This window comes from Enterobacter sp. ECC-249 (assembly GCF_043965265.1).
GTDB classification, from domain to species: Bacteria; Pseudomonadota; Gammaproteobacteria; order Enterobacterales; family Enterobacteriaceae; genus Enterobacter; species Enterobacter quasiroggenkampii.
In genome coordinates this window covers 4,363,113-4,387,025 of record NZ_CP143660.1, presented here as the reverse complement: position 1 = coordinate 4,387,025, position 23,913 = coordinate 4,363,113, and the positions used below count along the sequence as shown (strand labels likewise).

The following is a 23,913-nucleotide window of genomic DNA, read 5'->3' as shown; positions in this document are numbered from 1 at the left end:
GTAAGGCGGCATGAACAGTCAACCCATCGATTTTCGCCACACGCTGGTGGCGAAACATCCGGAACGCTTAAGTCAGATCCGTTATTTGCTGGCGGACAGCGGCCTTGGCCTGGACAACGACATCACGCTGTTCGTCGAAGCCTGGTCCGGCTCGCAGCTGGTGGGTTGCGCAGGGCTTGCCGCCAACGTCATCAAGTGTGTGGCGGTGAACGAGCAGCTTCGCGGTGAGAACCTCAGCGCGCGGCTGCTGGCAGAGGTGGAAAATGCGGCGCTGGAGCGCGGCCATTTTCACCTCTTCCTCTGCACCCGTCCGTGCAACCGGGAGCGCTTTGCCCGCAGCGGCTTCTGGCCGATTGCCCAGAGCGGGAACAACGCCGTGCTGATGGAGAACACCCCGCAGGGGATCGAGCGCTACTGCCGTTCTCTGCGCGCGAACCGCAAGTGCGGAGAGAAAATTGGCGCCATCGTGATGAACGCCAATCCGTTCACCCTCGGCCACCGCCATCTGGTGGAGCAGGCGGCGCAGCGGTGTGACGCCCTGCACCTGTTCGTGGTGCGTGAAGACGCCTCGTTCTTCCCGTTCAGCGCGCGTCTCGAAATGGTGCGCGCGGGCGTGGCGCATCTGCCGAACGTGGTGGTGCATGAGGGCTCGCAGTACATCATCTCTCGCGCCACGTTTCCGGCCTACTTCCTGAAGGAGAGCGGCAAAGTGCAGCAGGCGTGGAGCGAGATCGACGTGCTGATCTTCCGGGACTTCATCGCCCCGGCGCTCGGCATCACGCACCGCTTCATCGGCTCGGAGCCGTTCTGCGATATCACTCGCCAGTACAACCAGACGCTGCACGACCTGCTGGCCTCGCATATCGAGGTGGTGGAAATGCCGCGCATCAAGGTCACCGGCAACGCTATTTCAGCGTCCGAAGTGCGCCGCTTACTGAAGACACAGCAGTTTTCCCGGATCCGGGAGATTGTCCCGGACTCCACCTTCGCGCATCTCGAAACGCATTACCGTGCGAGTGCGGAAGTCGCTTAACTACCAGGAATTTATCATGAAAATTGTAAGGGAGGCGCTGGCCGGAACGCAGGAGTCCAGCGACCTGATGGTGAAAATCGCTCCCGCTCACGGTGAGCTGGAGATAGTCATCCACAGTGAAGTGATTAAGCAGTTCGGCGAGCAAATTCGCCAGGTGGTCAACGACACATTGCGCGCCATGAACGTGCACCAGGGATTAATCATTATTGAAGACAAAGGAGCGCTGGACTGTGTGATCCGCGCCCGCCTGCAAAGCGCACTGATGCGTGCCGCCGATGAACAGGCCATCAACTGGGGGGCGCTGAAATGAGCAAACTCCGCCGCAGTATGCTGTTCCTGCCCGGCGCTAACGCCGCCATGCTCTCCACCGCCTTTATCTACCGTCCCGACTCCATCATGTTTGACCTTGAGGACGCCGTTGCCCTGCGCGAGAAGGATACCGCGCGCATGCTGGTGTTCCACGCGCTGCAGCATCCGATGTATCAGGATATCGAAACCGTGGTGCGCATTAACCCGCTGAGTACGCCGTTTGGCCTGCTGGATCTGGAGGCCGCCGTGCGGGCCGGCGTGGACGTGATCCGCCTGCCGAAAACCGACACGCCGGACGATATCTACGAGCTGGAAGGCCACCTCGAGCGCATCGAGCAGGAGTGCGGCCGCGAGGTCGGTTCCACCCGCGTGATGGCGGCGATTGAGTCGGCCGTTGGCGTCATTAACGCCGTGGCGATTGCCCGCAGCTCTCCGCGCCTTATCGGCATTGCGCTGGCCGCCTTTGACTACGTGATGGACATGCAGACCGAGCGCGGCGACGGCACCGAGCTGTTCTACGCCCGCTGCGCCGTGCTGCACGCCGCCCGTGCGGCGGGCATCGACGCTTTCGACGTGGTGTGGTCAGACGTTAACGACGAGGCCGGGTTCCTGCGCGAGGTCGATCTGATCCGCAAGATGGGCTTTAACGGCAAATCGCTGATTAACCCGCGCCAGATTGACCTGCTGCACAACGCCTACGCCCCGACTCAGGAAGAGGTGGAGCACGCCAGAAGGGTGATTGAGGCTGCAGAAGAGGGCGAGCGTAACGGCCTGGGCGTGGTGTCGCTCAACGGCAAAATGGTGGATGCACCGATTATTAACCACGCGCAGGTGGTGCTGGAGCGCGCGGCGGCCTCCGGCGTGCGTCGGTAAGGATAAAATAATGAATCAGACAGAACTTCTTCACGTGAATTTTCCCCATCTGCGGGACTTAAAACCGTTTGATACCGCCCACAGCGCTACGCCGTGGCTGGCGGACAGCGACGCGAAGCACAGCCGCAAGCTCTGCGCCTCTGTTGAAGAGGCGGTTAAGCGCTGTGCCCTGCAGGACGGGATGACCATCTCCTTCCACCATGCGTTTCGCGAAGGGGACCGGGTAATCAACACCGTCGTGGCGCTGCTGGCGCGAATGGGCTTCAAAAACCTGACGCTGGCCTCCAGCTCGCTGATGACCTGCAACGATGCGCTGATCGAGCATATTGAAAGCGGCGTCATCACCCGGATTTATACCTCCGGCATGCGCGGCAGGCTGGCGGATGCCATCTCCCACGGGCTAATGGACGAGCCGGTGCAAATTCACTCCCACGGTGGTCGCGTGAAGCTGCTCCAGGACGGCGAGCTGAATATTGACGTGGCTTTTCTCGGCGTGCCGTGCAGCGATGAGTTTGGCAACGCCAACGGCACGCACGGCAAATCGTGCTGCGGTTCCCTGGGCTACGCCATGGTGGACGCGCAGTTTGCCCGCAAGGTAGTGCTGCTGACCGAAGAGCTGGTGCCGTTTCCCAATATGCCCGCCAGCCTGGTGCAGGACCAGGTGGACTACATCGTGCAGGTCGAGAGCGTGGGCGATCCGGCGAAAATCAGCGTTGGCGCGGCGCGTGTCACCAGCAACCCGCGCGAGCTGATGATCGCCCGCTATGCGGCGGACGTGATTGAACACTCCGGCTACTTCAAACCGGGCTTCTCGATGCAGACCGGCTCCGGCGCGGCGGCCACGGCCTGCACCCGCTTTATGGAAGAGAAGATGGAGCGCAGCGGCGTGAAGGCGCGCTTTGCGCTCGGCGGCATCACCGGCAGCCTGGTGGACCTGCACGAGAAGGGGCTCATCGAAAAGCTGCTCGATACCCAGTGCTTTGACGGCCAGGCGGCGGCTTCGCTGGCGCGCAACCCGAACCACGTGGAGATCTCAACCAACGTTTACGCCAACCCCGGCAGCAAGGCGGCAAGCTGCGATCGGCTCGACGTGGTGATCCTCAGCGCCCTTGAAATCGACGTTGATTTCAACGTCAACGTCATCACCGGCTCCGACGGCGTGATGCGCGGCGCGTCCGGCGGGCACTGCGACGTGGCCGCTGCGGCAAACCTGACCATCGTGGTCGCGCCGCTGCTGCGCAGCCGCATTCCGACGGTCGTTAAGCGGGTTACCACGCGCCTCACGCCGGGCGAAAGTATCGACGTTCTGGTCACCGACCACGGCATCGCGGTAAACCCGGCGCGCCCGGAGATCCGCGAGCGGCTGCTGGAAGCCGGGCTGAAGGTTGTGGGTATCAACGCGCTGTATGAGCGTGCGATCTCCCTGACGGGCGAACCGAAACCGATTGAATTTACCGACAAAATCGTCGGGGTGATTCGCTACCGCGACGGCAGCGTGATCGACACCGTACGACAGGTGAAGGAGTAATTATGACAACAGCGACACCCGTGCGGGCGGGTGTCAGCCTGGACGAACTGCTGGCGGCGAAAGAGCGCCGCGCAGCGCGCCAGGCTGACATGCTCGAGCACTATCAACAACCGGTGATTTCCCTCACGCTGGTCACGCCAGGGGAAATCAAGGACAGCCTGCGCTACCGCAATACCATGGGCGTGGCGCTGCAGATGTGTGACCAGCTGCTGTGGGAGAACCGCTGGCAGGTGCTGGACCGCCAGGTGCTGTGGCTCCCGACCGGGCCAGAGGCCCTGTGGTGTGTGGCCCATCCGGCGGTGGAAATCAAAGCGCACTGTGCGGATCTGGAGCAGACGCACCCGCTCGGCAGGCTTTGGGATCTGGACGTGATTTGCCCTCAGCACGGCCACGTCGGGCGTCAGTCGCTGGGGGCGAATCTCAGGCGCTGCCTGATCTGCGACGCGCCCGCACACGCCTGCTCCCGTTCGCGCAATCACCCCGTTGAGCAGGTGGTTTCCCGCGTGGAGAAGACGATCGATGACTGGTTTGCTCGCGACTAAACCGCGCCCGGTTGACGTGCCCGCGCTTGCCGAAGCGGCGCTATGGCAGGAGCTGGAGCTGACGCCCAAGCCGGGGCTGGTGGACAAGATCAATAACGGTTCCCATCGCGATATGGACCACGCGCTGTTTGTCCGCAGCATCGGGGCAATTACGCCGTGGTTTTCGCGCTTTGCCGAGCTGGGCAGCGCGCATGCGGATAAACCCGCTGGCGAACAGCTACGGCTACTTCGTCCGATGGGGATGGCCTGTGAGCAGGCGATGTACGCCGCGACGAACGGAGTGAACACGCACAAGGGCGGAATTTTTGCCCTGGGTTTACTGTGCTTCGCCGCCGGTCGTGTGAAAAAGCTCTCCGCAGAAAGCCTTTGCTGTGAGGTGAGTAACATCTGTCGCGGGCTGGTGTCGCGGGAGCTGGACGCACGCAGCGGACAGGCGACGGCGGGCGAGCGGCAGTTTAAGCAGTACGGCTTAACCGGCGCGCGCGGCGAGGCGGAGAGCGGCTTTGCGACGGTGCGTAAGGCGCTGGCGCAGTGGAACGGACATTCACTTCACGACCTGCTGTTGCGCCTGATGGCGGTTAATCAGGACAGCAATCTGGTTTCACGCGGCGGCATGGAAGGGCTGCGCTACGTTCAGGGCTATGCGCGGGAATTACTGGCTACTGGCTGGGACCGCGAGGCATTGCTTAAGATGGATAACGCGTTAATTGAACGGAACCTGAGCCCGGGCGGCAGTGCGGATTTGCTGTCGGTGGGGTGGGTGCTGTCTGCAATAAAATAGCCGGGTGGCGGCTTCGCCTTACCCGGCCTACGGTTTGATTTGTAGGCCCGGTAAGCGAAGCGCCACCGGGCACAACAATCAATGCGCGATCGGCTGCGCACCGTGCGGTTCACGCACGTGCTTGTACTTGAACAGCGCGATGAACGCGAAGAACAGCACCAGCGAGTACGCCGCGAAGATCAGCCACACAGGCTGCCAGTTGGTGATGCCGTCGGTGGTGTACATCTCAACCACTTTGCCGCTCACCACGCCGCCCAGAATACAGCCGAAGCCGTTAGTCATCATCAGGAACATACCCTGCGCGCTGGCGCGGATTTCAGGCTTCACTTCTTTTTCCACAAACACCGAACCGGAGATGTTGAAGAAGTCGAAGGCGCAGCCGTAAACGATCATCGACAGCACCAGCAGCACGGTACCGAACGGGCTTGGGTCGCCGTAGGCGAACAGACCGAAGCGCAACATCCACGCCGCGATACTGATCAGCATGACGTTTTTGATGCCGTAGCGGCTCAGGAAGAATGGGATGGTCAGGATGAACAGCGTCTCAGAGATCTGAGAGATGGACATCATCACCGACGCATGTTCAACGATAAAGCTGCCGGAGAACAGCGGGTTGTTATCGAAGCTGTGCAGGAAGGTGTTGCCGAACATGTTGGTGATCTGCAGCTCCGCGCCCAGCAGCATGGAGAAGATGAAGAAGATCGCCATGCGTTTGTTTTTGAACAGCGCGAAGGCGTCCAGGCCGAGCATGGTGCTCCAGCTTTGGTTTTTCTGCTGGTTTGAGACCGGAATATGCGGCAGCGTAAGGGTGAAGAGCGCCAGCACCACGGAGAGTGCAGCACCGATATAGAGCTGCATATGGCTCAGTTCGAAGCCCGCGAAGCTCACGCCCCACATTGCCATGATAAAGCCGATGGTCCCCCAGATACGGATTGGCGGGAAATCGGTCACGATATCCATATCCGCAGACTTCAGGCGGTAGTAGGAGATGGTGTTGATCAGCCCAAGCGTTGGCATATAGGCCAGCGAGTTAAGCAGGATCACCATGAACATCGCCCCCGGCGTGGTTACCTGGGCTGCCATAAACAGCGTCCCCGCGCCCACCAGATGGCAAAGCATGTACAGCCATTTGGCGCTCAGCCATTTATCCGCCACGATCCCCAGCAGCGTTGGCATAAAGACCGCCGCAATACCTAGCGAGCTGTATACGGCACCGATTGACGCACCATCGAACTTGAGCGTCACAAACATATAGGAGCCGAGTGTAGTCAGCCAGCTACCCCACAGGCAGAACTGCAGAAACGACAATATTTTAAGCTGCAGCTTAAGGTTCATGTTACTTTCCTCACAAGTGAGCGGGAGATATGTTGTTATAGGAACATTCAGGGTTGTTATTTGATGCAATTCTATCAGTTGGCAACGATATGTTTTGTTACCTCCCGCAAAAAAATGCAATCCACATTAATTTGCAGTTTGGATTGTGATGCAAATAACATTTTCGTATGGATGGGGGGAAGCAGAACACCTTCTCCTTGCAGGAGAAGGTGTGTTGATTATCGACGACGATAGTTTTTCTGCGCCGTATTCACCTTATACAGGTACCGGCGGGATTCCGCAGACGGGTGGCGGGTGGTCAGGGTGGAATAAACATCCCCCGGCGCCATGCTGTTGATGATGTTCGCGGCCTGCACTTTGTCATTCGAGAAGACGCGCAGCACGCTGCCCGCGCCGCCGTTATAGGCGGTGATCACCGCATAGCGACGCGACGTTGGGTTATCGATGCCGCCGAGGTACACATTGTTCAGCATCGCCAGATAGGCGGTACCGGTATCAATGTTGCTCTGCGGGTCGAACAGATAGCTGCGGCTCGGCGTGCCGGATTTCCCCTGCGCGCGGAAGACGTCTTTACCCGCGCTGTGCTGCACCACCTGCATCAGCCCCAGGGCGTCGGAACGGCTTACCGCGTACGGGTTAAATGAGGATTCGGTCTGCATAATCGCCAGGATCAGCGACTCATCCACGCCGTACTTACGCGAGGCCTGACGCACCATCCCAATGTACTTATGCGCACGCTTGTCGAGGTGGTTCGGGACGAGGTTGATGGTGACGCTGTAGATAATCTTCAGCCCGTTAGAGCGGCTCTTCAGGCGCGTCTGCAGCAGGTAGTCGGCAAATTTCGTGGCGCGACCTTCCCAGCGGATCGGTTGACCGGTCTGATCGACGACCTGGCCGTACAGGAACGGCTCTTTCGAGATGGTGATATCGTCGGCATCGGAGTAGAGATCGATAGTTCCCGGATCGTCACCCATCAGCAGGGTTTTGATAATCGCCTGACGGAGTCGTGCCGCAGGGTCCGTGCCTGCGATGGTCTCAATCGTGATCGTACCCTCATCAAAGTTGATGTGGCTACGGGTCTGATAGGCGTCGGTGTACTTAACGTAGTCCTTGGGTCCGGCAATAAGAACTTCGTTAAATCCCCATATGTTCTCGATGTTGTGGGCAAACTGCCCCATCAAAATGTCAAAACCGTTGGTGTCCTTGATCCAGGCTTCGTTGTAATCTTCGCCTTTTTTTGACGAACACGAGACCAGCAACGGCGCAACAAGGGCTAGCGCTAATAGTTTTTTCATCATTCCGGGAGTGCGTGTTGTGTTTGCTTAGTCGTTGCTATTGCCCGGCGGCGCTACGCTTGCACGGGCCTACGGTTTTGTAGGCCGGGTAAGCGCAGCGCCACCCGGCAACAGCCGCTCGATATTATTTTTCCGGTGGCGTATAGCCTTCGATGTGCACGTCTTTACCTTCGAACAGGAAGCTCACCATCTCCTGCTCCAGCAGCTTGCGGTGTTCCGGGTTCATCATGCTGAGTTTCTTCTCGTTGATCAGCATGGTCTGCTTTTTCTGCCACTGTCCCCAGGCTTCTTTGGAGATTTCATTGTAGATGCGTTTACCCAGCTCGCCCGGATAAAGCTGGAAATCCTGGCCTTCAGCGTCACGCTGCAGGAAAGTACAAAAAATCGTTCTGGCCATACTCATTCCTCTTTTTCTTGTCGATGCTAAACCATTGCACCGGCACGTAATTGCTGTAACAGGCGCTCCACGGGAGCCGCCAGTCCGACTGATGGCGGTTGCGCTAAGTTATACCAGAGAGCGGTGCCTTCATCCATGCACGAGGCAAATGACGACACGGGAAGCCACATGGGTACGATATCCAGGTGGAAATGGCTGAAGGTATGGCGAAACGCGGTCAGCTGCGTCAGGTTATCGGCAGCAATCCCGCGCTGTTTAAGCCATTCACGCAGCAAGTCTTCGTCTTCAAACTGTGGGAAGCAGTATAGACCACCCCACAGACCGCTCGGCGGACGCTGGGCCAGGAAGACCTCGTCGCCGTGCTGCATCAGCAGCATATAGCCGGTGCGCTCCGGCAGCGTCTGTTTGGGTTTCTTACCCGGATACTGCGCCCATGAATGGTTGGCATACGCCACGCAGAGATTATTCACCGGGCAGAGTTCGCATTTGGGCTTTGAGCGCGTGCAGACCATCGCGCCGAGATCCATCATCGCCTGGTTGAAACGCTCGACGCCGTTGGCCGGGGTGACCGCTTCACTGATTTCCCACAGGCGTTTTTCAACGTCTTTCTTCCCCGGCCAGCCTTCGACGGCGTAGCAGCGTGCCAGCACGCGCTTCACGTTGCCGTCGAGGATCGGGAAATGCTTGCCTAAAGACAGGGAGAGAATGGCGCCTGCGGTTGAACGTCCGACGCCGGGGAGATCTGCCACCTCATCAAAAGTTTCCGGGAATTTCCCGTTGTGGCGCGTCGCGACCTGCTGTGCGGCCTTGTGAAGGTTACGCGCGCGGGCGTAATAGCCAAGACCGGTCCACAGGTGCAGGACCTCGTCCAGCGGCGCGTTGGCCAGATCGGTCACCGTCGGGAAGCGCGCCATAAAACGCTCGAAGTAAGGGATCACCGTGGCGACCTGCGTTTGTTGCAACATCACCTCGGAGAGCCATACTTTGTAAGGCGTTTTTTCAATTTGCCAGGGCAGGGTTTTACGCCCGTATTTGTCGTACCAGTCCAGCACCTGGGCTGAAAATTGAGAGGCTTGCATGGTCATCGATTCGCATAATCAGGGACGCAGATTGCAGCACAGCGTCAATCTGCTGTAAACCGGATCTTTCCCATGCTTGCATAGAAGCCTTAACTTTGGATAATGCCCGTTTCCCGAACAATCTCACAAGCAGACAACTCTTTTATGAAAAACGACGTCATTTCACCGGAATTTGATGAAAACGGTCGCCCGCTGCGCCGTATTCGCAGCTTTGTCCGTCGTCAGGGCCGCCTGACAAAAGGTCAGCAACACGCGCTGGACAACTACTGGCCGGTGATGGGCGTTGAGTTCAGCGAGCAGCCTCTGGACTTTACTGAACTGTTCGGCCGCGAAGCACCCGTCACGCTGGAGATCGGTTTTGGTATGGGTACCTCGCTGGTGACCATGGCGAAAGCGCGCCCTGAGCAGAACTTCCTCGGTATCGAAGTCCACTCCCCCGGCGTTGGTGCGTGTCTGGCAACGGCCCATGAAGAGGGCGTTGAGAACCTGCGCGTGATGTGTCACGACGCGGTGGAAGTGCTGCACAAAATGATTCCTGACAATTCTTTAACCATGGTTCAGCTCTTTTTCCCTGACCCATGGCACAAAGCACGTCATAATAAACGCCGTATCGTTCAGGCGCCGTTTGCCGAGCTGGTAAAAAGCAAGCTGAAGCTGGGCGGTGTCTTCCATATGGCGACCGACTGGGAACCGTATGCGGAACATATGCTGGAAGTGATGTCGTCGCTGGACGGGTATAAAAACCAGTCTGCGAGCAACGACTATGTACCGCGTCCGGAATCGCGTCCGGTAACGAAATTTGAACAGCGTGGCCATCGTCTTGGTCACGGTGTATGGGACTTAATGTTCGAGAGGGTGAAATAATGGCAAAGAATCGTAGCCGTCGTCTGCGTAAAAAGATGCACATCGAAGAATTCCAGGAAGTGGGCTTCTCCGTTGCGTGGCGTTTCCCGGAAGGCACCAGTGTAGAACAGATCGATCAGGACGTGGATGCGTTCATCAATGACGTGATTGAGCCAAACAAGCTAGCCTTCGACGGTAGCGGCTACCTGGCCTGGGAAGGTCTGATCTGCACCCAGGAAGTGGGTAAATGCACCGAAGAACATCAGGCGCTGGTACGTAAATGGCTTGAAGACCACAAGCTCGAAGATGTCCGCGTTAGCGAACTTTTCGACGTTTGGTGGGACTAATAAAGCAGTAAGGGGCCAGCATTAGCTGGCCCATTTTGTCTGAGGGAGTGTTTAAGATGCGCAAAACGTTGCTGGCTGTTGCTTTGATGGCAACCGGATTCACCGCCCATGCGGATTATCAATGTAGCGTCACCCCGCGTGATGACGTGGTGTTAAGCCCGCAAACCGTGCAGGTCAAAGGCGAGAACGGCAATCTGGTGATTACGCCAGAAGGGAACGTCACCTATAACGGCAAGCAGTACAACCTGACTGCCGCACAGCGCGAGCAGGCGAAAGACTATCAGGCCGATTTGCGTACCGCGCTGCCATGGATTAATGAAGGTGCCCTGACGCGCGTCGAAAAGAGCCGCGTGGCGCTGGATAAGATCATCACCAAAGAGGTGGGTGAGAGCAGCAACATGCGTACCCGCCTGACGAAGCTCGATAAGCAGCTTAAAGAACAGATGAACCGCATTATCGAGACGCGCACCGACGGCCTGACGTTCCACTACAAGGCGATTGATCAGGTCCGCGCTGACGGGCAGCAGCTGGTGAACCAGGCGATGGGCGGCATCCTGCAGGACAGTATCAACGAGATGGGCGCCAAAGCCGTACTTAAAGGCGGCGGTAACCCGCTGCAGGGCGTGCTGGGCAGTCTGGGCGGCCTGCAAACCTCCATTCAGAACGAGTGGAAGAACCAGGAAGATGATTTCCAGCAGTTCGGTAAAGACGTGTGTAAACGCGTGGTGTCGCTGGAAGACAGCCGGAAGGCGCTGGTGGGGACGCTGAAGTAAGTTCCCCTCACCCTATCCCTCTCCCCAAAGGGGCGAGGGGATGGTTTGCTCCCTCTCCCTTTCAGGGAGAGGGCCGGGGTGAGGGTTGCAGCATTTGCAGTGTCTCAAATATTTTTTCTAACACCGCTTCTTCGTTATTCCAAAGTTCGTTGTTCCAAAATCGAATGACATGCCAGCCTTTTTGATTTAGCCAGGTTGTCCTTTGGCAATCATATTCCAGATTTTCAGCATGCTGTCCGCCATCCAGTTCTATAGCCAGCCGCTCTGCGCAGCAGGCGAAATCCAGTATGTAGTTTCCTACCGGATGCTGTCGGCGAAATTTATAATTTTCGAAACGGCGGCTGCGCAGTAGATACCAAAGCCGCCTTTCTTCCGTTGTCAGTTCGCGTCTGAGCTGTTTTGCATATGTACGAGTAATTTCCATCCCCACACTCTGCCAGCCTTTCCCTCAGCCGGCAGAACGGGATGCAAAATCCTGAATCAACCTTCAGGATTCTTCGGCAAGGAACAGCTCAAGAAGGGAGTTTAAGAATAGTTTGCCGTGCTCGGTGATCTGCCAGTATTCCTCACTTTCGGTGAGATACCCCTGGGCCAGCGCCTCGTCAATCTGCGGGCGAATCACCGATTCCGGCAGCCCGGTGTAACGCGCAAACTCCGCGCGCGGCGCGGCTTCAAGCAGGCGGAAGCGGTTCATAAAGAACTCAAACGGCTTATCCGCTGCCTCTACGTCGTGCTGACGCTCCAGGTAGCGGCCTTCCATATAACCGCGCGGGTGGCGGGTTTTGGCGGTGCGCAGAATGCGTCCGTCCGGGAAGGTCACCTTGCCGTGCGCGCCGCAGCCAATCCCGAGATAGTCGCCAAAACGCCAGTAGTTCAGGTTGTGCTGACACTGGTAGCCCGGCTTCGCATACGCCGATGTTTCGTACTGCTGATAGCCCGCAGCCGTTAACAGCTGGTGACCCTGCTCGAAGATATCCCACAGCGCGTCGTCGTCCGGCAGCACCGGCGGGCGCGAGCCAAACAGGGTGTTGGGCTCGATGGTGAGCTGGTACCACGACAGGTGCGGGGGATTCAGCGCAATGGCCTGGCGCAAGTCGTCCAGCGCCTCTTCCAGCGACTGATCCGGCAGGCCGTGCATCAAATCCAGGTTAAAGCTGCGAAGATTAAGACCGGTCGCCAGGTTTGCCGCGCGCTTCGCCTCTTCCGGGCCGTGAATACGCCCCAGCCGTTTCAGCTTTGGCTCGCTAAAGCTCTGCACGCCGATGGAGATGCGGTTTACGCCCGCGCGCTGATAGTCGACAAAACGGTCGGCCTCAACGGTGCCGGGGTTGGCCTCCATCGTAATTTCAGCATCCGCTGCCAGGTTCAGGCGCGCACGCACGCCATCCAGCAGCGTTTGCATCGCCGGGCCTGACAGCAGGCTCGGCGTACCACCACCAATGAAAATGGTCTTAACTTCACGTCCCTGTGCGTAAGGTACATCGGCGTCCAGATCGGCCAGCAGATGCGCAACGTAGTCATCGTGCGGCACTTCGCCCTTCAGCGCGTGCGAGTTGAAATCGCAGTACGGGCATTTCTGCACGCACCACGGGATGTGAATATAAAGACTCAGAGGCGGCAAATTAGCCATTACGCAGTGCTTCCAGTAACAGTTTCAGCGCGCGTCCGCGGTGGGAAATCGCGCTTTTCTCTTCGCGGGTCAGTTCCGCAGCGGTTTTGCCCGCGGTCGGGACAAAGAAAATCGGGTCGTAGCCAAAGCCGCCGTTGCCAGCCGCTTCACGGGTAATCACACCCGGCCAGCTGCCGTGGCAGACGATCGGCGTAGGGTCTTCCGCGTGACGCAGATAGACCAGCACGCAGTGGAACTGCGCGGTGCGCTGTTCGTCCGGTACGTCCTTCAGGGCGACAAGCAGCTTTTCCAGATTCTGCTGGTCGGTGGCGTCAACGCCGGAGTAGCGCGCAGAGTAGATCCCCGGCGCACCGCCGAGAAAATCCACCGCCAGGCCGGAGTCGTCGGCAATCGCGGGCAGGCCGGTAATCTGCGCGGCGTGGCGTGCTTTGAGGATCGCGTTTTCGATAAACGTCAGCCCCGTCTCTTCGGCGGATTCCACGCCAAGATCGGTTTGGGCGACCACGTCCAGCCCAAAATCATTTAATAGCGAGGCCAGCTCGCGCACTTTACCGGCGTTGCCGGTCGCGAGAACAACTTTCTGCATGGTTTAGTCCTGTTCTTTCAGAGCCGCGACTTCCGTCGGGATAGATTGCGGATTAAGGATTTTTACCTGTTTATGTCGCCCAAGTTCACCTTTTTCAATGATGACCTGGCTTTTGGCGACGCGAAACTGTTTAGCCAGATATTTGGTCAGATGCGCGTTCGCCTGGCCGTCAACCGGCGGGGCGGTGATGGCGACTTTTAACTCGTCGCCATGCAGCCCCACAATACCGTCACGGCTGGCTTTGGGCTGAATATACAGCCGCAAAACCAGCCCGTCAGCGCAGGTGCTTACTGCACTCATAGCGCCATCCACAGCCCCGGCAGCAGCATATTGCCCGTGGACTGTAACAGCTCTGCGATCCCCATGTTGACCACATAGAGCAGCAGAACCAGGATCATCGGGGAAAAATCGATGCCGCCCATAGAGGGAAGCAGGTTACGGATCGGACGCAGCAGCGGCTCGGCCAGCTGAATCAATGCATACTCCACCGGGCTACGTCCCTGGCTCACCCAGCTCATGATGGCCATGACCAGCAGCACCCAGAAAATCAGCAGGCCGATGGTTTTGATCAGAATCAGAACCGCGGCAATCCAGATAATCGGCTGGAATGTGATGACCATAAACAGCACAATCGCTTTGATAACGCTCAGAATAAACGCCACCAGCAGAGACGAACTGTCGATGGGGCCCATGGCCGGGATAATACGGCGCAGCGGTCCAACAACAGGCTGCGTAATTTTCACGACAAACTGCGAGAACGGATTGTAAAAATCACAGCGGGCCCACTGCATCCAGACGCGCAGCAAAAGCGCCATCGTATACAGCTCAAGCACAGTTGAGAGCAGGAAAGTCAACGTCTTCATGGCGTTCCTCAGGTTTCCTTATTATTTTGAGTAGTCGCGCGCACCGAAAATTGCCGTGCCGATGCGCACCATAGTGCTGCCTGCCGCGATGGCGGCTTCCATATCATCCGACATGCCCAGAGAAAGCGTGTCTACCGTGTTATAGCGCGCTTTAAGCGCCTCAAATGCTACAGCCATTTGCTGTGCCACGGCAAACTGCCTTTCATAACTTGACTCAGGCGCCGGGATTGCCATCAGCCCGCGCAGGGTTAAGCGCGGCAGTTCGACCACCTCTGCGGCCAGCGCGTCCAGCTCGCTCAGCGCAATGCCGGACTTGCTGTTTTCGTCGCTGATATTGACCTGAATCAGCACGTTAAGCGCTGGCATCTCTGCCGGACGCTGGTCGTTCAGACGCGTTGCAATGCGCAGGCGGTCAATGGTATGACACCAGTCGAAGTGTTCTGCCACCAGACGGCTTTTGTTCGACTGCAGTGGGCCAATAAAGTGCCACTGCAGATCCGTCTTCCCCTGTTCCTGGAAGTAGCGAATTTTGTCCACGCCTTCCTGCACGTAGTTTTCACCGAACGCCCTCTGGCCTGCATCAATGGCTTCTGCGATGGCGCTCGCAGGCTTGGTTTTGCTGACTGCAAGCAGCGTAATTTCTTCTGAAGCCCGGCCGCAACGCGCTGCGGCGGCTGAGATTTTGTCCCGGACCTGTGCCAGGTTATGCGCAATGTCGTTCATTTTCCGAGGAGTAGTCTATGGATGTGGAAGAAATTGTGGCCCTTAGTGTAAAGCATAACGTCTCCGATCTACACCTGTGCAGTGATTCGCCACCCCGCTGGCGAAGAACGGGCCGCCTTGAACCGGCACCGTTTCCTCCTCCTGACGTCGGGGCGTTGTTAAAAACGTGGCTCAACGATGAGCAGCAGGGGATATGGTGGGCCAGCGGGCAGGTGGATTTTGCCGCGACGGTGGCGGGAGGCCAGCGCCTGCGCGGCAGTGCCTTTAAGCAGATGCGCGGTATCTCTGTGACGCTGCGGCTGTTGCCGCGTACCTGTCCGCAGCTCGCTTCACTGGGCGCACCGCGGGCCATCCCGGAACTATTGTCCAATGACGCCGGGTTGATTCTGGTGACGGGGGCGACCGGCAGCGGTAAATCCACGACGCTGGCGGCGATGGTCGATTTTCTCAACCACCACACTGACGGCCATATCCTCACGCTTGAAGATCCGGTGGAGTTTATCTACCAGAGCGAGCGTTGCCTGATCCAGCAGCGGGAGATAGGCCAGCACAGCCCGTCATTTGCCGAAGCGCTGCGCAGTGCCTTGCGCCAGGATCCTGACGTGATTCTGCTCGGGGAGTTGCGCGACAGCGAAACGATCCGCCTGGCGCTGACGGCGGCGGAAACCGGGCATCTGGTGCTGGCGACCCTGCATACGCGCGGGGCATCGCAGGCGATTGAGCGGCTGGTCGATACGTTCCCGGCGCAGGAGAAAGATCCGGTGCGTAACCAGCTGGCCGGCAGCATGCGTGCGGTGCTGGCGCAGAAACTGCTTCCCGATCTTCAGGGCGGGCGCGTCGCGCTGTATGAACTGCTGGTGAATACCGCCGCGGCGGCAAATCTCATTCGTGAAGGGAAAACGTGGCAACTGCCCGGCATCATTCAAACCGGTCAGCAGGCGGGCATGCAGAACTTTGACCAGAGCCTGGCGGAGAGACGGGCGCAGGGGCGGCTGTAAGCCCCTGTGCTTAAAAGCCCTGCTCGAAATAGCTTTCGAGGATGATAACGGCAGAAGCGGAGTCCACGCTGCCTTTGTTCAGCGCCCGGAAGCCGCCGTGCTCAAACAGACCCGCACGCGCTTCGACGGTGCTCAGACGCTCGTCGTGCAGCTTCACGGAGACGCCAAAGCGGCCATGGATTTTATTGGCGAACTTACGCGCCCGTGCGGTAAGCGGCTGTTCGGTACCGTCCATGTTCAGCGGAAGCCCAACAATCACGTCATCCGGCTGCCACTCTTTGAGCAGGCGCTCAATGAGGTTCCAGTCCGGCGTACCGTCGTTGGCCTTCAGGGCCGTTAGCGGACGCGCGGTACCGGTGATGCGCTGCCCCACGGCGACGCCGATGCTTTTGGTACCAAAATCGAAGGCCAGAAGCGTTCCGCTCATCAGGCATGCCCCGCTACGCCAGGCATGGTCAGGATATCAATGCCAATCAGCTTCGCCGCGTCGCGCCAGCGATCGGCAATCGGCGTTTTAAACAGGATATTCATGTCTGCAGGCGCGGTGAGCCAGGCGTTATCGAGGATCTCCTGCTCAAGCTGGCCTTTCTCCCACGACGAATAGCCCAGCGCCACCAGCACTTCAGAAGGCTGCTCTGCGGTGCCCAGCGTTTCGAGCACGTCACGCGAGGTCGTGATAACGGTGTTGTCGGAGATGCGAATGCTGGAAGAGAATACCGGCGGCGTATGCAGGATAAAACCGCGATCTTCTGCAAGAGGTCCACCGAGCATCACCGGTTTATCCAGCCGGATTTCCGGCAGTCGCGCTTCAGCCGATATTTTCAGCTTGTCCAGAATCCCTTCAACCTGAAGATTTTCTAGTGGTTTATTGATGATAATGCCCATCGCGCCGTCTTCATTGTATTCACAAATATAAACCACGGCGCGGCGAAAAATCGGGTCCTGGAGAGCAGGCATGGCAATAAGAAAGTGATGCTGTAAATTCATTGTCAGAGGTACTGTTTCCTGGTTTAAAAAGCGACAGCGCCCAGTATGGGGACAAACTCAGGCGCTGTCACTAATAGTATTGTTAGGTTATTTTTGTAAACGTTTTTCGATAGCGTCCATCAGCATCCCGGTGATTGAGACAGGGAATTCCGCCTCAATTTCACGAATGCAGGTCGGGCTGGTGACGTTCACTTCGGTCAGACGATCGCCGATGATATCCAGTCCGACGAAGATCAGGCCTTTGGCTTTCAGCGTTGGGCCAACGCGGCGGGCAATTTCCCAGTCGCTTTCGGTCAGCGGGCGCGGCTCACCGCGGCCACCGGCTGCCAGGTTGCCGCGGGTTTCGCCACCCTGCGGAATACGCGCCAGGCAGTAAGGAACCGGTTCGCCATCCACCACCAGAACGCGTTTATCGCCGTCTTTGATCGCCGGAATATAGTTTTGCGCCATGCAGTAGCGCGTGCCAAGTTCGGTCAGCGTTTCGGCAATCACGCCAATGTTCGGATCGCTCTCTTTCACGCGGAAAATCGACGCGCCGCCCATGCCGTCCAGCGGCTTCATGATGATATCGCCGTGCTTCTGCCAGAATTCTTTCAGCTGCGCTTTGCTGCGGGTCACCAGGGTTTCAGGCGTCAGGTCAGAGAACCACGCGGTGTAGAGCTTCTCGTTACAGTCGCGCAGGCTCTGAGGCTTGTTGACGATCAGCGTGCCTTTCTCTTCCGCGCGTTCGAGAATATAGGTGCAGTAGATGTACTCGGTGTCGAACGGCGGATCTTTACGCATCAGAATGACGTTGAGATCGGCCAGCGCAATGTCCTGCTCGGTGCCGAATTCGTACCATTTGTCGTAGTTCTGCTCGACGTTAACGATGCGGGTGCGCGCGCGGGCTTCACCGTTGATCAGGTAAAGATCGTTCATCTCCATATAGTGGAGTTCATAGCCGCGACGCTGCGCTTCCAGCAGCATGGCGAAGCTGGAATCTTTCTTGATGTTAATGTTTGCGATGGGGTCCATCACGATGCCGAGCTTGATCATGTTCTTCTCCGTTAATGCTTCAACCCAGATCGCCAAACCGTACCTGTAGCGCGGTAATGGCCGTGAGTGCCGTTGTCTCAGTGCGCAGAACGCGAGGTCCCAACAGAATATCAGTAAACTGGTAACGTGCCGTCATCGCAATCTCGTCCGCCGACAGGCCGCCTTCGGGGCCAATCAGCAGGCGAACGCGCTCAACGGGCAGCGGCAGCGTATTGATGCTGGCGCTGGCGCGCGGATGAAGATTGAGCTTTAGCCCGCTGTCTTCTTCTGCACACCACTCCTCCAGATCCATCGCCGGGCGGATCTCCGGAATACGGTTGCGGCCACTCTGTTCACAAGCCGCGATGGCAATTTTCTGCCACTGCTGGATCTTTTTGTTAAGACGTTCCGCATCCAGTTTAACGCCACAGCGCTCAGAAAAAAGTGGCGTAATGAGGCTTACACCCAGTTCAATGGATTTCTGAATGGTGAACTCCATTTTCTCACCGCGCGACATCACCTGGCCCAGATGGATGTGCAGCGGTGATTCCCGGTCATCCACTTCACCGCGCAGGACGTTCACGTGTACGCTTTTTTTATCTGCCCGCGTAATTTCGGCGTCGAAAACCTGGTTCGAACCGTCGAACAGCTGGATTGCCTGACCGGCGCCCATGCGCAGCACGCGGCCAACGTGGTTGGCGGCGTCATCAGACAGGGCGATTTCGCGGCCTGCGGTAATCAGTTCAGGGTGGTAAATGCGGGGAATGCGCATAGTCAGAAATTCCATATGTCATGCGATATAAGCGAATTGCCGTAGTGTAGGTTAGCTCTTTTGCGCCTGGCAAGCCCGCTGGACGTAAGGGTTGTGATTCCCCTGGACTCTGGCGATACGTTCGTCGCGCTGGCATTCCCACTCCGTCACCGGGTACTGCTTGTCCCAGGCGTTGAACAGCTGCGTCTGCTGGCGGGAAAGGTTGAGATCGTAACGGTCGCGCATATAGAAGTAGGTGCGGGCAATGCTGCCGCGCGCGCGGGCAGGGGGCTCGGCGACTTTCTCTTTAAAATCAATCTTCATACCGCACTGGCCGTACTGGCCTTCGCCACCGTTCCACTGGCTGTACATGAAATTGCCCCGGTCGCCGTTTACCTCACCCACGGCAGGCTGAAGGTTATGCATATCGCTTTCCATCTGGCGGTAAACCGGATCTTTGGCGCAGTTTTTACGCCCGCCATCCTGCCAGCACTGGCGCTGGTGGCCAAACTGCCATGCCGGAACGACGTGTTCCCATTCAATACGGCTGGCGCGGTTTTCGTTTTTACGCACTTTGTAGCCGCAGGACTCAAGGTCAACGACCCCTTTTTTACCCTGCCAGTTGATTTTACAGCCGCAGTAGAAATCGCCCGGCACATCGGCGTTCACCTTCACGCCTGCTGCTTTAGCCTGGGAAAAACTGTTGATACCATCGGCCAGCGCGTGGCCTGAGAGCGCCGTCGTCAGAAAAGCGACCGCGAGAGAAAAATTACGGGACATCTTACACTCCGTGTCAAAACGAGCCCGCAACGTAACGAATGTTGTTCCTGTATGCAATCAGTCAGATCAGGAAAGTTCCTGAAAGTTCAGATGATTATTCGGCCACCAGCGGCTCGCCGCATTTGACGCAGCGGTAGGTCGCCTCGCCGCGCACCACGCGATTATGGCGACGGACGGTAAGCTGGTGCTGCTGGCACTGACAGCGGTAGGGGAAGGTATTGCGGCGTACCGATTCCAGCTCGAACTGATGCGTGCGGCGGGCCGGAACGCCGAGCACCGCCTCCATCATCCACTTCCACTCTTTTCCATGCGGCGCGACGCGGCCAAAGTGCTTCCACACCAGCAGATGCGCCAGCTCGTGCGGCACCACTTCCTCGATAAACGCCTGCTGGTTTTCCATCATCAGCACCGGGTTAAGGCGGATCTCATACGACTCAAGCCAGGCGGTACCGGCCGAGGTGCCACGCTGCTGGTAGACGAGTTTTGGTTCAGGGTAGTTGCGACCGAGCTTCAGGTTCGCCTGGGCGAGTTTTTCCCGCAGGCTGCGCATAATGGCCTGCTGAATGGCGATGGGGAGACGGGGAGCTTTCATAGGGGCAGAGCATAAAGCGCGAAGCGGGGAGGTGCAAGGGGCACCTCCCGAGTGAGGATTAGTCGTGGGCGCCGATTTCGCGCAGAGGACGACCTTTCATCAGGTTACGTTCAATATGTTCCAGGGACACATGTTTGGTTTCTGGAACCAGCCAGATGGTCAGAACAATAAAGAAGATGTTCAGACCGGCGTAGACCCAGAAGGTGTTCGCGTTGCCCAGGGTATTAAGCATGGTCAGGAACGTTGCGCCGACGATCATGTTGGCAATCCAGTTCGTTGCGGTAGAGCAGGTGATACCAAAATCACGCCCTTTCAGCGGCTGGATCTCAGAGCACAGCACCCAGATCAGCGGGCCGGCGCTCATCGCAAACCCGACGATAAACATCAGCAGCATGCCTACCGCAAAGTACTGGGCGGTTGGGGAGTGAATGCCCACATGCATCATGGTACCGAGGACGCCCATACCGGCCGCCATTACCAGGAAGCCCAGCGTCAGCGTTGGCTTACGTCCCCAGCGGTCTACCAGACCGATGGCGATAAAGGTCGCCAGCACGTTGGTCAGACCCACGATAACGGTCCCCCACATCTGCTCGGTAGTATTGGTATAACCCGCCAGCTCGAAGATTTTTGGCGCGTAATACATGATGACGTTCATCCCGGTGAACTGCTGCATCACCTGAAGCAGCACGCCGAGGAACACCGCGCGGCGGAAGTTGCTGTTCTCTTTAAACAGCGCCCAGCCGGACTGTTTGACCTTCAGGCTTTCGCGGATCTCTTCCAGCTCGTTTTTCGCTTCTGCGCTGGTATCGCGCAGGCGAAGCAGCACGCGTTCAGCATCAACGAAGCGCCGTTTGGCGGCGAACCAGCGCGGGCTGTCCGGCAGGAAAAAGACGCCAATCAGCAGCAGGATGGCCGGGATGATAATCACGCCGAGCATCCAGCGCCACGCGCCGCTGTAGCTAAACGCCGTATCAGAAAGGTACGCGCCCAAAATACCGATGGTGATCATGAGCTGGTACATCGAAATCATACTGCCGCGGATTTTCTCCGGCGCGATTTCGGACAGGTAAAGCGGGGCGGTATAAGACGCCACGCCCACGGCAAGACCGAGCAGCACGCGGGAAACTAGCAGGACCTCAACGTTAGGCGCTGCGGCAGAGAAGAGTGAGCCGGCAACGAACAGGATCGCGCCAATCATCAGGCTCTTTTTACGCCCGAGCTTGAAGGAGAGCCAGCCGCTGCCGACGGCCCCGACGGCAGCGCCAAACATCATTGAGCTGACCACCCACTCCTGAGTGTGAGCGCTGATCTGGAACTCGTCAGTGATGAAAGGTAATGCACCGGCAATGACGCCGATATCCAGGCCAAAAAGTAATCCTGCCAGGGCGGCGAGGAAACAGACAAAGAATGTCATCGCCTTGTTGGACGTACGCCCCTGTTTTTTATTGTCAGGCATTATGCCCTCCAGTTGGGTTATCAGTTTTATTGATGTAAAGGGTAGGTGAGCGACCCGTAAAAATATGTGAGATTAATCACATAGGTGTAATCGGTTACACTAACGTACAACCGTAAATATAATTAAAGCTTTGAAAATATAGAGGTAAACGAGGTGATATGCATCGCGAAAGAACACATTTCAGACTTAACTGAAAGGCGATGTAACAGCAGAAGAAAGACGATCATGCAAAGAGAATAATCTGAAAGCGAAGTTTGTCCGGTGCGGTGTAATCGGTTCCAAATGGTGCGCCTTTCAGCCGGGTGGCGGCTGCGCCTTACCCGGCCTGCAAATACCGTAGAATCCGTAGGCCCGTGCAAGCGAAGCGCCGCCGGGCGAGGATGATCGCACAAATGCAAAAGGCCAGCCCGAAGGCTGGCCTTTTAAAAGCGATGTCAGTCGATTACTTCAGACCGGCAGCTTCACGCAGCAGAGCGGCTTTGTCGGTTTTTTCCCATGGGAAATGTTCACGACCAAAGTGGCCGTATGCAGCGGTTTCTTTGTAGATTGGGTGCAGCAGATCCAGCATCTGAATCAGGCCGTATGGACGCAGGTCGAAGAACTCGCGCACCAGCAGCGTCAGCTGTTCTGAAGGCACTTTCTCGGTACCGAAGGTTTCAACCATGATGGAGGTTGGCTCAGCCACGCCGATAGCGTAGGAAACCTGGATCTCACAGCGGTCAGCCAGGCCGGCGGCAACGATGTTTTTCGCCACATAACGTGCCGCGTACGCCGCAGAACGGTCAACTTTAGACGGATCTTTACCGGAGAACGCACCGCCGCCGTGACGCGCCATGCCGCCGTAGGTATCAACGATGATTTTACGACCGGTCAGACCGCAGTCACCCATAGGGCCGCCGATAACAAAGCGTCCGGTTGGGTTGATGAAGAATTTGGTCGCAGAGCTCAGCCATTCGGTCGGCAGAACCGGCTTGATGATCTCTTCCATCACCGCTTCCTGCAGGGATTTCTGATCGATATCTTCGGAGTGCTGAGTAGACAGAACCACCGCGTCAATACCGACGATTTTGCCGTCGTCGTACTGGAAGGTGACCTGGCTTTTCGCATCCGGGCGCAGCCACGGCAGGGTGCCGTTTTTACGCACTTCAGCCTGACGCTGCACCAGACGGTGTGCGTAGGTGACCGGAGCTGGCATCAGCACATCGGTTTCGTTGGTTGCATAGCCGAACATCAGGCCCTGGTCGCCCGCGCCCTGTTCCAGCGGATCGGCACGGTCAACGCCCTGGTTGATATCCGGAGACTGTTTGCCAATCGCGCTCAGTACCGCGCAGGAGTTGGCATCAAAGCCCATATCAGAATGCACATAGCCGATCTCACGCACCGTATTACGGGTGATCTCTTCGATATCAACCCATGCGCTGGTGGTGATCTCACCGCCAACCAGAACCATGCCGGTTTTGACATAGGTTTCACACGCTACACGCGCTTTTGGATCCTGCGCCAGGATCGCATCCAGCACCGCATCGGAGATTTGGTCAGCAATTTTATCAGGATGTCCTTCTGATACGGACTCGGACGTAAACAGGTGTTTTGCCATGTTTTATTTCACCTAAGAGGAATTTGGTTAGCTCAAGCTGCTGTGTGGAATAGCCAAAGGAGATAATTCTACCAAGGCCTGCAGGTTTTTGACACTGGCAGTATGAGTGTTAATCAGTATAGATGGATTAACATCTGGATGGCTATTTTAGGTCACTTCTTCGCCCGATTTCCAGTTTTTTTTGACTAACCTCTCGCTCGGTTGAAATTGCTGCTGGAAATAATTCCTGACGGCTCCGTCAACGCGCACATTTATCTTTTGCTTTTTACCCCTGTTCTCGGTATAAAACGCGGCGCGCGGCTCATATAAAATAAGCGCTCGATGAACTCATCGTGTCGCCACTTCCAGCCGGGTTAAGCAGTGAACTTTTAGCTTTGGCTTGGGGTCCGTTTCAGCAGAGGCGGCCGTGGAGGTGATACGAGATAATGAACCATCGTTTTCCGCTAATTCAGCGCAGCCGTTCTGGCGCGCATTTGATTCCCGCAACCCGCATTTCTAGTCTGCAAACCTGCCGATGTTATACCCATCTCGGCGCTTCTCAGGATTCCAGGGCCGGTCACGCTTTGTGAAAACTGAACAAGGGCGCTCTTGTTAATACAAGAGTTTTCTCGTGGTTTCGCCGAACCTTGTCATACAGAGTTCGGATACGTGTTTTACAATGATATGAATAAGAAACCGGTCGCACGGTCTGGTTTTCAGCATACTCTGCTGGGAAACGGAGCCGTTTATGGGTTGTTATCGCCGTATAACGCTGCGATAGTAGTCAACTGTTTTACACTTAATACAAAGAGTTGAGGTTCG

29 protein-coding genes are annotated in these 23,913 nt (G+C 57.3%); 11 read left to right on the top strand and 18 right to left on the bottom strand.

Going from position 1 to position 23,913, the window contains the following annotated elements; translation table 11 throughout:
- Positions 1-10 precede the first annotated feature (10 nt).
- Genes citC through citG form a run of 6 tightly spaced genes read left to right on the top strand, consistent with a single transcriptional unit; the run spans position 11 to position 5,066 of the window.
- Positions 11-1,033 carry a [citrate (pro-3S)-lyase] ligase gene (gene citC, locus V1587_RS20840; RefSeq protein WP_371897829.1) on the top strand — a complete coding sequence of 341 codons (1,023 nt, stop codon included), beginning with the start codon at positions 11-13 and terminating at the stop codon, positions 1,031-1,033.
- A 16-nt stretch (positions 1,034-1,049) separates the two neighbouring features.
- Positions 1,050-1,343, top strand: a complete 294-nt coding sequence (citD, locus tag V1587_RS20835) for a citrate lyase acyl carrier protein (RefSeq protein WP_008499773.1) — start codon at positions 1,050-1,052, stop codon at positions 1,341-1,343.
- Positions 1,340-2,215 (top strand): citrate (pro-3S)-lyase subunit beta, encoded by an 876-nt coding sequence (gene citE / locus V1587_RS20830; RefSeq protein ID WP_371897830.1) that lies wholly within the window; start codon positions 1,340-1,342, stop codon positions 2,213-2,215. Before citD ends, citE begins: the two co-directional genes overlap by 4 nt.
- Positions 2,216-2,225: 10 nt before the next feature.
- Complete coding sequence (citF, locus tag V1587_RS20825; RefSeq protein WP_371897831.1) at positions 2,226-3,743, top strand: citrate lyase subunit alpha; 1,518 nt, start codon at positions 2,226-2,228, stop codon at positions 3,741-3,743.
- Between the two features lie 2 nt (positions 3,744-3,745).
- Positions 3,746-4,285, top strand: a complete 540-nt coding sequence (citX, locus tag V1587_RS20820) for a citrate lyase holo-[acyl-carrier protein] synthase (protein ID WP_371897832.1) — start codon at positions 3,746-3,748, stop codon at positions 4,283-4,285.
- On the top strand, positions 4,263-5,066 hold the full coding sequence (gene citG / locus V1587_RS20815) for a triphosphoribosyl-dephospho-CoA synthase CitG (protein WP_371897833.1): 804 nt from the start codon (positions 4,263-4,265) through the stop codon (positions 5,064-5,066). Before citX ends, citG begins: the two co-directional genes overlap by 23 nt.
- A 78-nt stretch (positions 5,067-5,144) precedes the next feature.
- Here citG and V1587_RS20810 read toward each other — a convergent pair whose 3' ends face one another.
- The 4 genes from V1587_RS20810 to mutY all read right to left on the bottom strand — a co-directional run bounded on the left by V1587_RS20810 (position 5,145) and on the right by mutY (position 9,172).
- Entirely contained in the window at positions 5,145-6,401 is a 1,257-nt protein-coding gene (locus V1587_RS20810) for a nucleoside permease (RefSeq protein ID WP_371897834.1), read from the bottom strand.
- Positions 6,402-6,619: 218 nt separating this feature from the next.
- Positions 6,620-7,696: a membrane-bound lytic murein transglycosylase MltC gene (mltC, locus tag V1587_RS20805; protein WP_371897835.1), complete on the bottom strand. Its 1,077-nt coding sequence runs from the start codon at positions 7,694-7,696 to the stop codon at positions 6,620-6,622.
- 124 nt (positions 7,697-7,820) lie between these two features.
- Entirely contained in the window at positions 7,821-8,093 is a 273-nt protein-coding gene (locus V1587_RS20800; protein ID WP_008499765.1) for an oxidative damage protection protein, read from the bottom strand.
- A 26-nt stretch (positions 8,094-8,119) separates the two neighbouring features.
- Complete coding sequence (gene mutY / locus V1587_RS20795; RefSeq protein WP_371897836.1) at positions 8,120-9,172, bottom strand: A/G-specific adenine glycosylase; 1,053 nt, start codon at positions 9,170-9,172, stop codon at positions 8,120-8,122.
- Positions 9,173-9,316: 144 nt separating this feature from the next.
- Here mutY and trmB point away from each other — a divergent pair, with 144 nt between their 5' ends.
- From trmB to V1587_RS20780, 3 genes are read left to right on the top strand one after another with little or no spacing between them, the layout of a single operon-like run.
- Positions 9,317-10,036: a tRNA (guanosine(46)-N7)-methyltransferase TrmB gene (gene trmB / locus V1587_RS20790; RefSeq protein ID WP_023333355.1), complete on the top strand. Its 720-nt coding sequence runs from the start codon at positions 9,317-9,319 to the stop codon at positions 10,034-10,036.
- Positions 10,036-10,362, top strand: a complete 327-nt coding sequence (locus tag V1587_RS20785) for a YggL family protein (protein ID WP_014885198.1) — start codon at positions 10,036-10,038, stop codon at positions 10,360-10,362. The genes trmB and V1587_RS20785 overlap by 1 nt, the downstream gene beginning before the upstream one ends.
- A 56-nt stretch (positions 10,363-10,418) precedes the next feature.
- Positions 10,419-11,135, top strand: coding sequence for a DUF2884 domain-containing protein (locus tag V1587_RS20780; protein WP_257260149.1), 717 nt, complete (start codon positions 10,419-10,421; stop codon positions 11,133-11,135).
- A 61-nt stretch (positions 11,136-11,196) separates the two neighbouring features.
- Here V1587_RS20780 and V1587_RS20775 read toward each other — a convergent pair whose 3' ends face one another.
- The 6 genes from V1587_RS20775 to V1587_RS20750 form a co-directional block, all read right to left on the bottom strand.
- The gene (locus V1587_RS20775) at positions 11,197-11,559 is read right to left on the bottom strand and encodes an endonuclease domain-containing protein (RefSeq protein WP_371897837.1); all 363 of its coding nucleotides are present in this window, start codon (positions 11,557-11,559) and stop codon (positions 11,197-11,199) included.
- Positions 11,560-11,622: 63 nt separating this feature from the next.
- Positions 11,623-12,765, bottom strand: coding sequence for a radical SAM family heme chaperone HemW (gene hemW / locus V1587_RS20770; RefSeq protein WP_371897838.1), 1,143 nt, complete (start codon positions 12,763-12,765; stop codon positions 11,623-11,625).
- The gene (locus V1587_RS20765; protein ID WP_371897839.1) at positions 12,758-13,351 is read right to left on the bottom strand and encodes an XTP/dITP diphosphatase; all 594 of its coding nucleotides are present in this window, start codon (positions 13,349-13,351) and stop codon (positions 12,758-12,760) included. The genes hemW and V1587_RS20765 overlap by 8 nt, the downstream gene beginning before the upstream one ends.
- A gap of 3 nt (positions 13,352-13,354) precedes the next feature.
- Positions 13,355-13,651, bottom strand: a complete 297-nt coding sequence (yggU, locus tag V1587_RS20760) for a DUF167 family protein YggU (protein ID WP_023309131.1) — start codon at positions 13,649-13,651, stop codon at positions 13,355-13,357.
- Positions 13,648-14,214, bottom strand: coding sequence for a YggT family protein (locus tag V1587_RS20755; protein ID WP_336668952.1), 567 nt, complete (start codon positions 14,212-14,214; stop codon positions 13,648-13,650). Before V1587_RS20755 ends, yggU begins: the two co-directional genes overlap by 4 nt.
- A 21-nt stretch (positions 14,215-14,235) precedes the next feature.
- Positions 14,236-14,937: a YggS family pyridoxal phosphate-dependent enzyme gene (locus V1587_RS20750; RefSeq protein ID WP_371897840.1), complete on the bottom strand. Its 702-nt coding sequence runs from the start codon at positions 14,935-14,937 to the stop codon at positions 14,236-14,238.
- A 17-nt stretch (positions 14,938-14,954) separates the two neighbouring features.
- On the opposite strand from V1587_RS20750, the gene V1587_RS20745 reads away from it, so the two are divergent.
- Positions 14,955-15,935: a type IV pilus twitching motility protein PilT gene (locus tag V1587_RS20745; protein ID WP_371897841.1), complete on the top strand. Its 981-nt coding sequence runs from the start codon at positions 14,955-14,957 to the stop codon at positions 15,933-15,935.
- Between the two features lie 10 nt (positions 15,936-15,945).
- Here V1587_RS20745 and ruvX read toward each other — a convergent pair whose 3' ends face one another.
- From ruvX to metK, 8 genes are all read right to left on the bottom strand, one after another.
- Positions 15,946-16,362 carry a Holliday junction resolvase RuvX gene (gene ruvX / locus V1587_RS20740; RefSeq protein ID WP_021242076.1) on the bottom strand — a complete coding sequence of 139 codons (417 nt, stop codon included), beginning with the start codon at positions 16,360-16,362 and terminating at the stop codon, positions 15,946-15,948.
- Positions 16,362-16,922 (bottom strand): YqgE/AlgH family protein, encoded by a 561-nt coding sequence (locus V1587_RS20735; RefSeq protein WP_028014368.1) that lies wholly within the window; start codon positions 16,920-16,922, stop codon positions 16,362-16,364. Before V1587_RS20735 ends, ruvX begins: the two co-directional genes overlap by 1 nt.
- An 87-nt stretch (positions 16,923-17,009) precedes the next feature.
- Complete coding sequence (gene gshB / locus V1587_RS20730) at positions 17,010-17,957, bottom strand: glutathione synthase (protein WP_024906557.1); 948 nt, start codon at positions 17,955-17,957, stop codon at positions 17,010-17,012.
- Positions 17,958-17,976: 19 nt separating this feature from the next.
- Entirely contained in the window at positions 17,977-18,708 is a 732-nt protein-coding gene (gene rsmE, locus V1587_RS20725) for a 16S rRNA (uracil(1498)-N(3))-methyltransferase (RefSeq protein WP_021242075.1), read from the bottom strand.
- Positions 18,709-18,759: 51 nt separating this feature from the next.
- Complete coding sequence (gene endA, locus V1587_RS20720; protein WP_021242074.1) at positions 18,760-19,467, bottom strand: deoxyribonuclease I; 708 nt, start codon at positions 19,465-19,467, stop codon at positions 18,760-18,762.
- A 94-nt stretch (positions 19,468-19,561) separates the two neighbouring features.
- A complete protein-coding gene (locus V1587_RS20715; RefSeq protein WP_371897842.1) occupies positions 19,562-20,059 on the bottom strand; it encodes a SprT family zinc-dependent metalloprotease in 498 nt (165 codons plus the stop codon).
- A gap of 58 nt (positions 20,060-20,117) precedes the next feature.
- Entirely contained in the window at positions 20,118-21,515 is a 1,398-nt protein-coding gene (gene galP / locus V1587_RS20710) for a galactose/proton symporter (protein ID WP_129345383.1), read from the bottom strand.
- Between the two features lie 442 nt (positions 21,516-21,957).
- On the bottom strand, positions 21,958-23,112 hold the full coding sequence (gene metK / locus V1587_RS20705; protein ID WP_010435443.1) for a methionine adenosyltransferase: 1,155 nt from the start codon (positions 23,110-23,112) through the stop codon (positions 21,958-21,960).
- A 663-nt stretch (positions 23,113-23,775) separates the two neighbouring features.
- Between metK and yqgB the strand changes: the two genes are divergently transcribed.
- Complete coding sequence (yqgB, locus tag V1587_RS20700; protein WP_127312443.1) at positions 23,776-23,907, top strand: acid stress response protein YqgB; 132 nt, start codon at positions 23,776-23,778, stop codon at positions 23,905-23,907.
- Positions 23,908-23,913: the final 6 nt, after the last annotated feature.

Coding starts and splice junctions, on each gene's coding strand:
- gshB (WP_024906557.1), bottom strand. CDS start 17,957: ATGATCAAGCTCGGCATCGTGATGGACCCCATCGCAAACATTAACATC.
- V1587_RS20735 (WP_028014368.1), bottom strand. CDS start 16,922: ATGAATTTACAGCATCACTTTCTTATTGCCATGCCTGCTCTCCAGGAC.
- V1587_RS20750 (WP_371897840.1), bottom strand. CDS start 14,937: ATGAACGACATTGCGCATAACCTGGCACAGGTCCGGGACAAAATCTCA.
- yqgB (WP_127312443.1), top strand. CDS start 23,776: ATGAATAAGAAACCGGTCGCACGGTCTGGTTTTCAGCATACTCTGCTG.
- V1587_RS20800 (WP_008499765.1), bottom strand. CDS start 8,093: ATGGCCAGAACGATTTTTTGTACTTTCCTGCAGCGTGACGCTGAAGGC.
- mutY (WP_371897836.1), bottom strand. CDS start 9,172: ATGCAAGCCTCTCAATTTTCAGCCCAGGTGCTGGACTGGTACGACAAA.
- V1587_RS20715 (WP_371897842.1), bottom strand. CDS start 20,059: ATGAAAGCTCCCCGTCTCCCCATCGCCATTCAGCAGGCCATTATGCGC.
- citE (WP_371897830.1), top strand. CDS start 1,340: ATGAGCAAACTCCGCCGCAGTATGCTGTTCCTGCCCGGCGCTAACGCC.
- V1587_RS20780 (WP_257260149.1), top strand. CDS start 10,419: ATGCGCAAAACGTTGCTGGCTGTTGCTTTGATGGCAACCGGATTCACC.
- V1587_RS20755 (WP_336668952.1), bottom strand. CDS start 14,214: ATGAAGACGTTGACTTTCCTGCTCTCAACTGTGCTTGAGCTGTATACG.
- trmB (WP_023333355.1), top strand. CDS start 9,317: ATGAAAAACGACGTCATTTCACCGGAATTTGATGAAAACGGTCGCCCG.
- V1587_RS20810 (WP_371897834.1), bottom strand. CDS start 6,401: ATGAACCTTAAGCTGCAGCTTAAAATATTGTCGTTTCTGCAGTTCTGC.
- V1587_RS20745 (WP_371897841.1), top strand. CDS start 14,955: ATGGATGTGGAAGAAATTGTGGCCCTTAGTGTAAAGCATAACGTCTCC.
- galP (WP_129345383.1), bottom strand. CDS start 21,515: ATGCCTGACAATAAAAAACAGGGGCGTACGTCCAACAAGGCGATGACA.
- yggU (WP_023309131.1), bottom strand. CDS start 13,651: ATGAGTGCAGTAAGCACCTGCGCTGACGGGCTGGTTTTGCGGCTGTAT.
- citD (WP_008499773.1), top strand. CDS start 1,050: ATGAAAATTGTAAGGGAGGCGCTGGCCGGAACGCAGGAGTCCAGCGAC.
- citF (WP_371897831.1), top strand. CDS start 2,226: ATGAATCAGACAGAACTTCTTCACGTGAATTTTCCCCATCTGCGGGAC.
- V1587_RS20785 (WP_014885198.1), top strand. CDS start 10,036: ATGGCAAAGAATCGTAGCCGTCGTCTGCGTAAAAAGATGCACATCGAA.
- V1587_RS20765 (WP_371897839.1), bottom strand. CDS start 13,351: ATGCAGAAAGTTGTTCTCGCGACCGGCAACGCCGGTAAAGTGCGCGAG.
- hemW (WP_371897838.1), bottom strand. CDS start 12,765: ATGGCTAATTTGCCGCCTCTGAGTCTTTATATTCACATCCCGTGGTGC.
- citX (WP_371897832.1), top strand. CDS start 3,746: ATGACAACAGCGACACCCGTGCGGGCGGGTGTCAGCCTGGACGAACTG.
- citG (WP_371897833.1), top strand. CDS start 4,263: ATGACTGGTTTGCTCGCGACTAAACCGCGCCCGGTTGACGTGCCCGCG.
- mltC (WP_371897835.1), bottom strand. CDS start 7,696: ATGAAAAAACTATTAGCGCTAGCCCTTGTTGCGCCGTTGCTGGTCTCG.
- citC (WP_371897829.1), top strand. CDS start 11: ATGAACAGTCAACCCATCGATTTTCGCCACACGCTGGTGGCGAAACAT.
- endA (WP_021242074.1), bottom strand. CDS start 19,467: ATGTCCCGTAATTTTTCTCTCGCGGTCGCTTTTCTGACGACGGCGCTC.
- metK (WP_010435443.1), bottom strand. CDS start 23,112: ATGGCAAAACACCTGTTTACGTCCGAGTCCGTATCAGAAGGACATCCT.
- ruvX (WP_021242076.1), bottom strand. CDS start 16,362: ATGAGCGGAACGCTTCTGGCCTTCGATTTTGGTACCAAAAGCATCGGC.
- rsmE (WP_021242075.1), bottom strand. CDS start 18,708: ATGCGCATTCCCCGCATTTACCACCCTGAACTGATTACCGCAGGCCGC.
- V1587_RS20775 (WP_371897837.1), bottom strand. CDS start 11,559: ATGGAAATTACTCGTACATATGCAAAACAGCTCAGACGCGAACTGACA.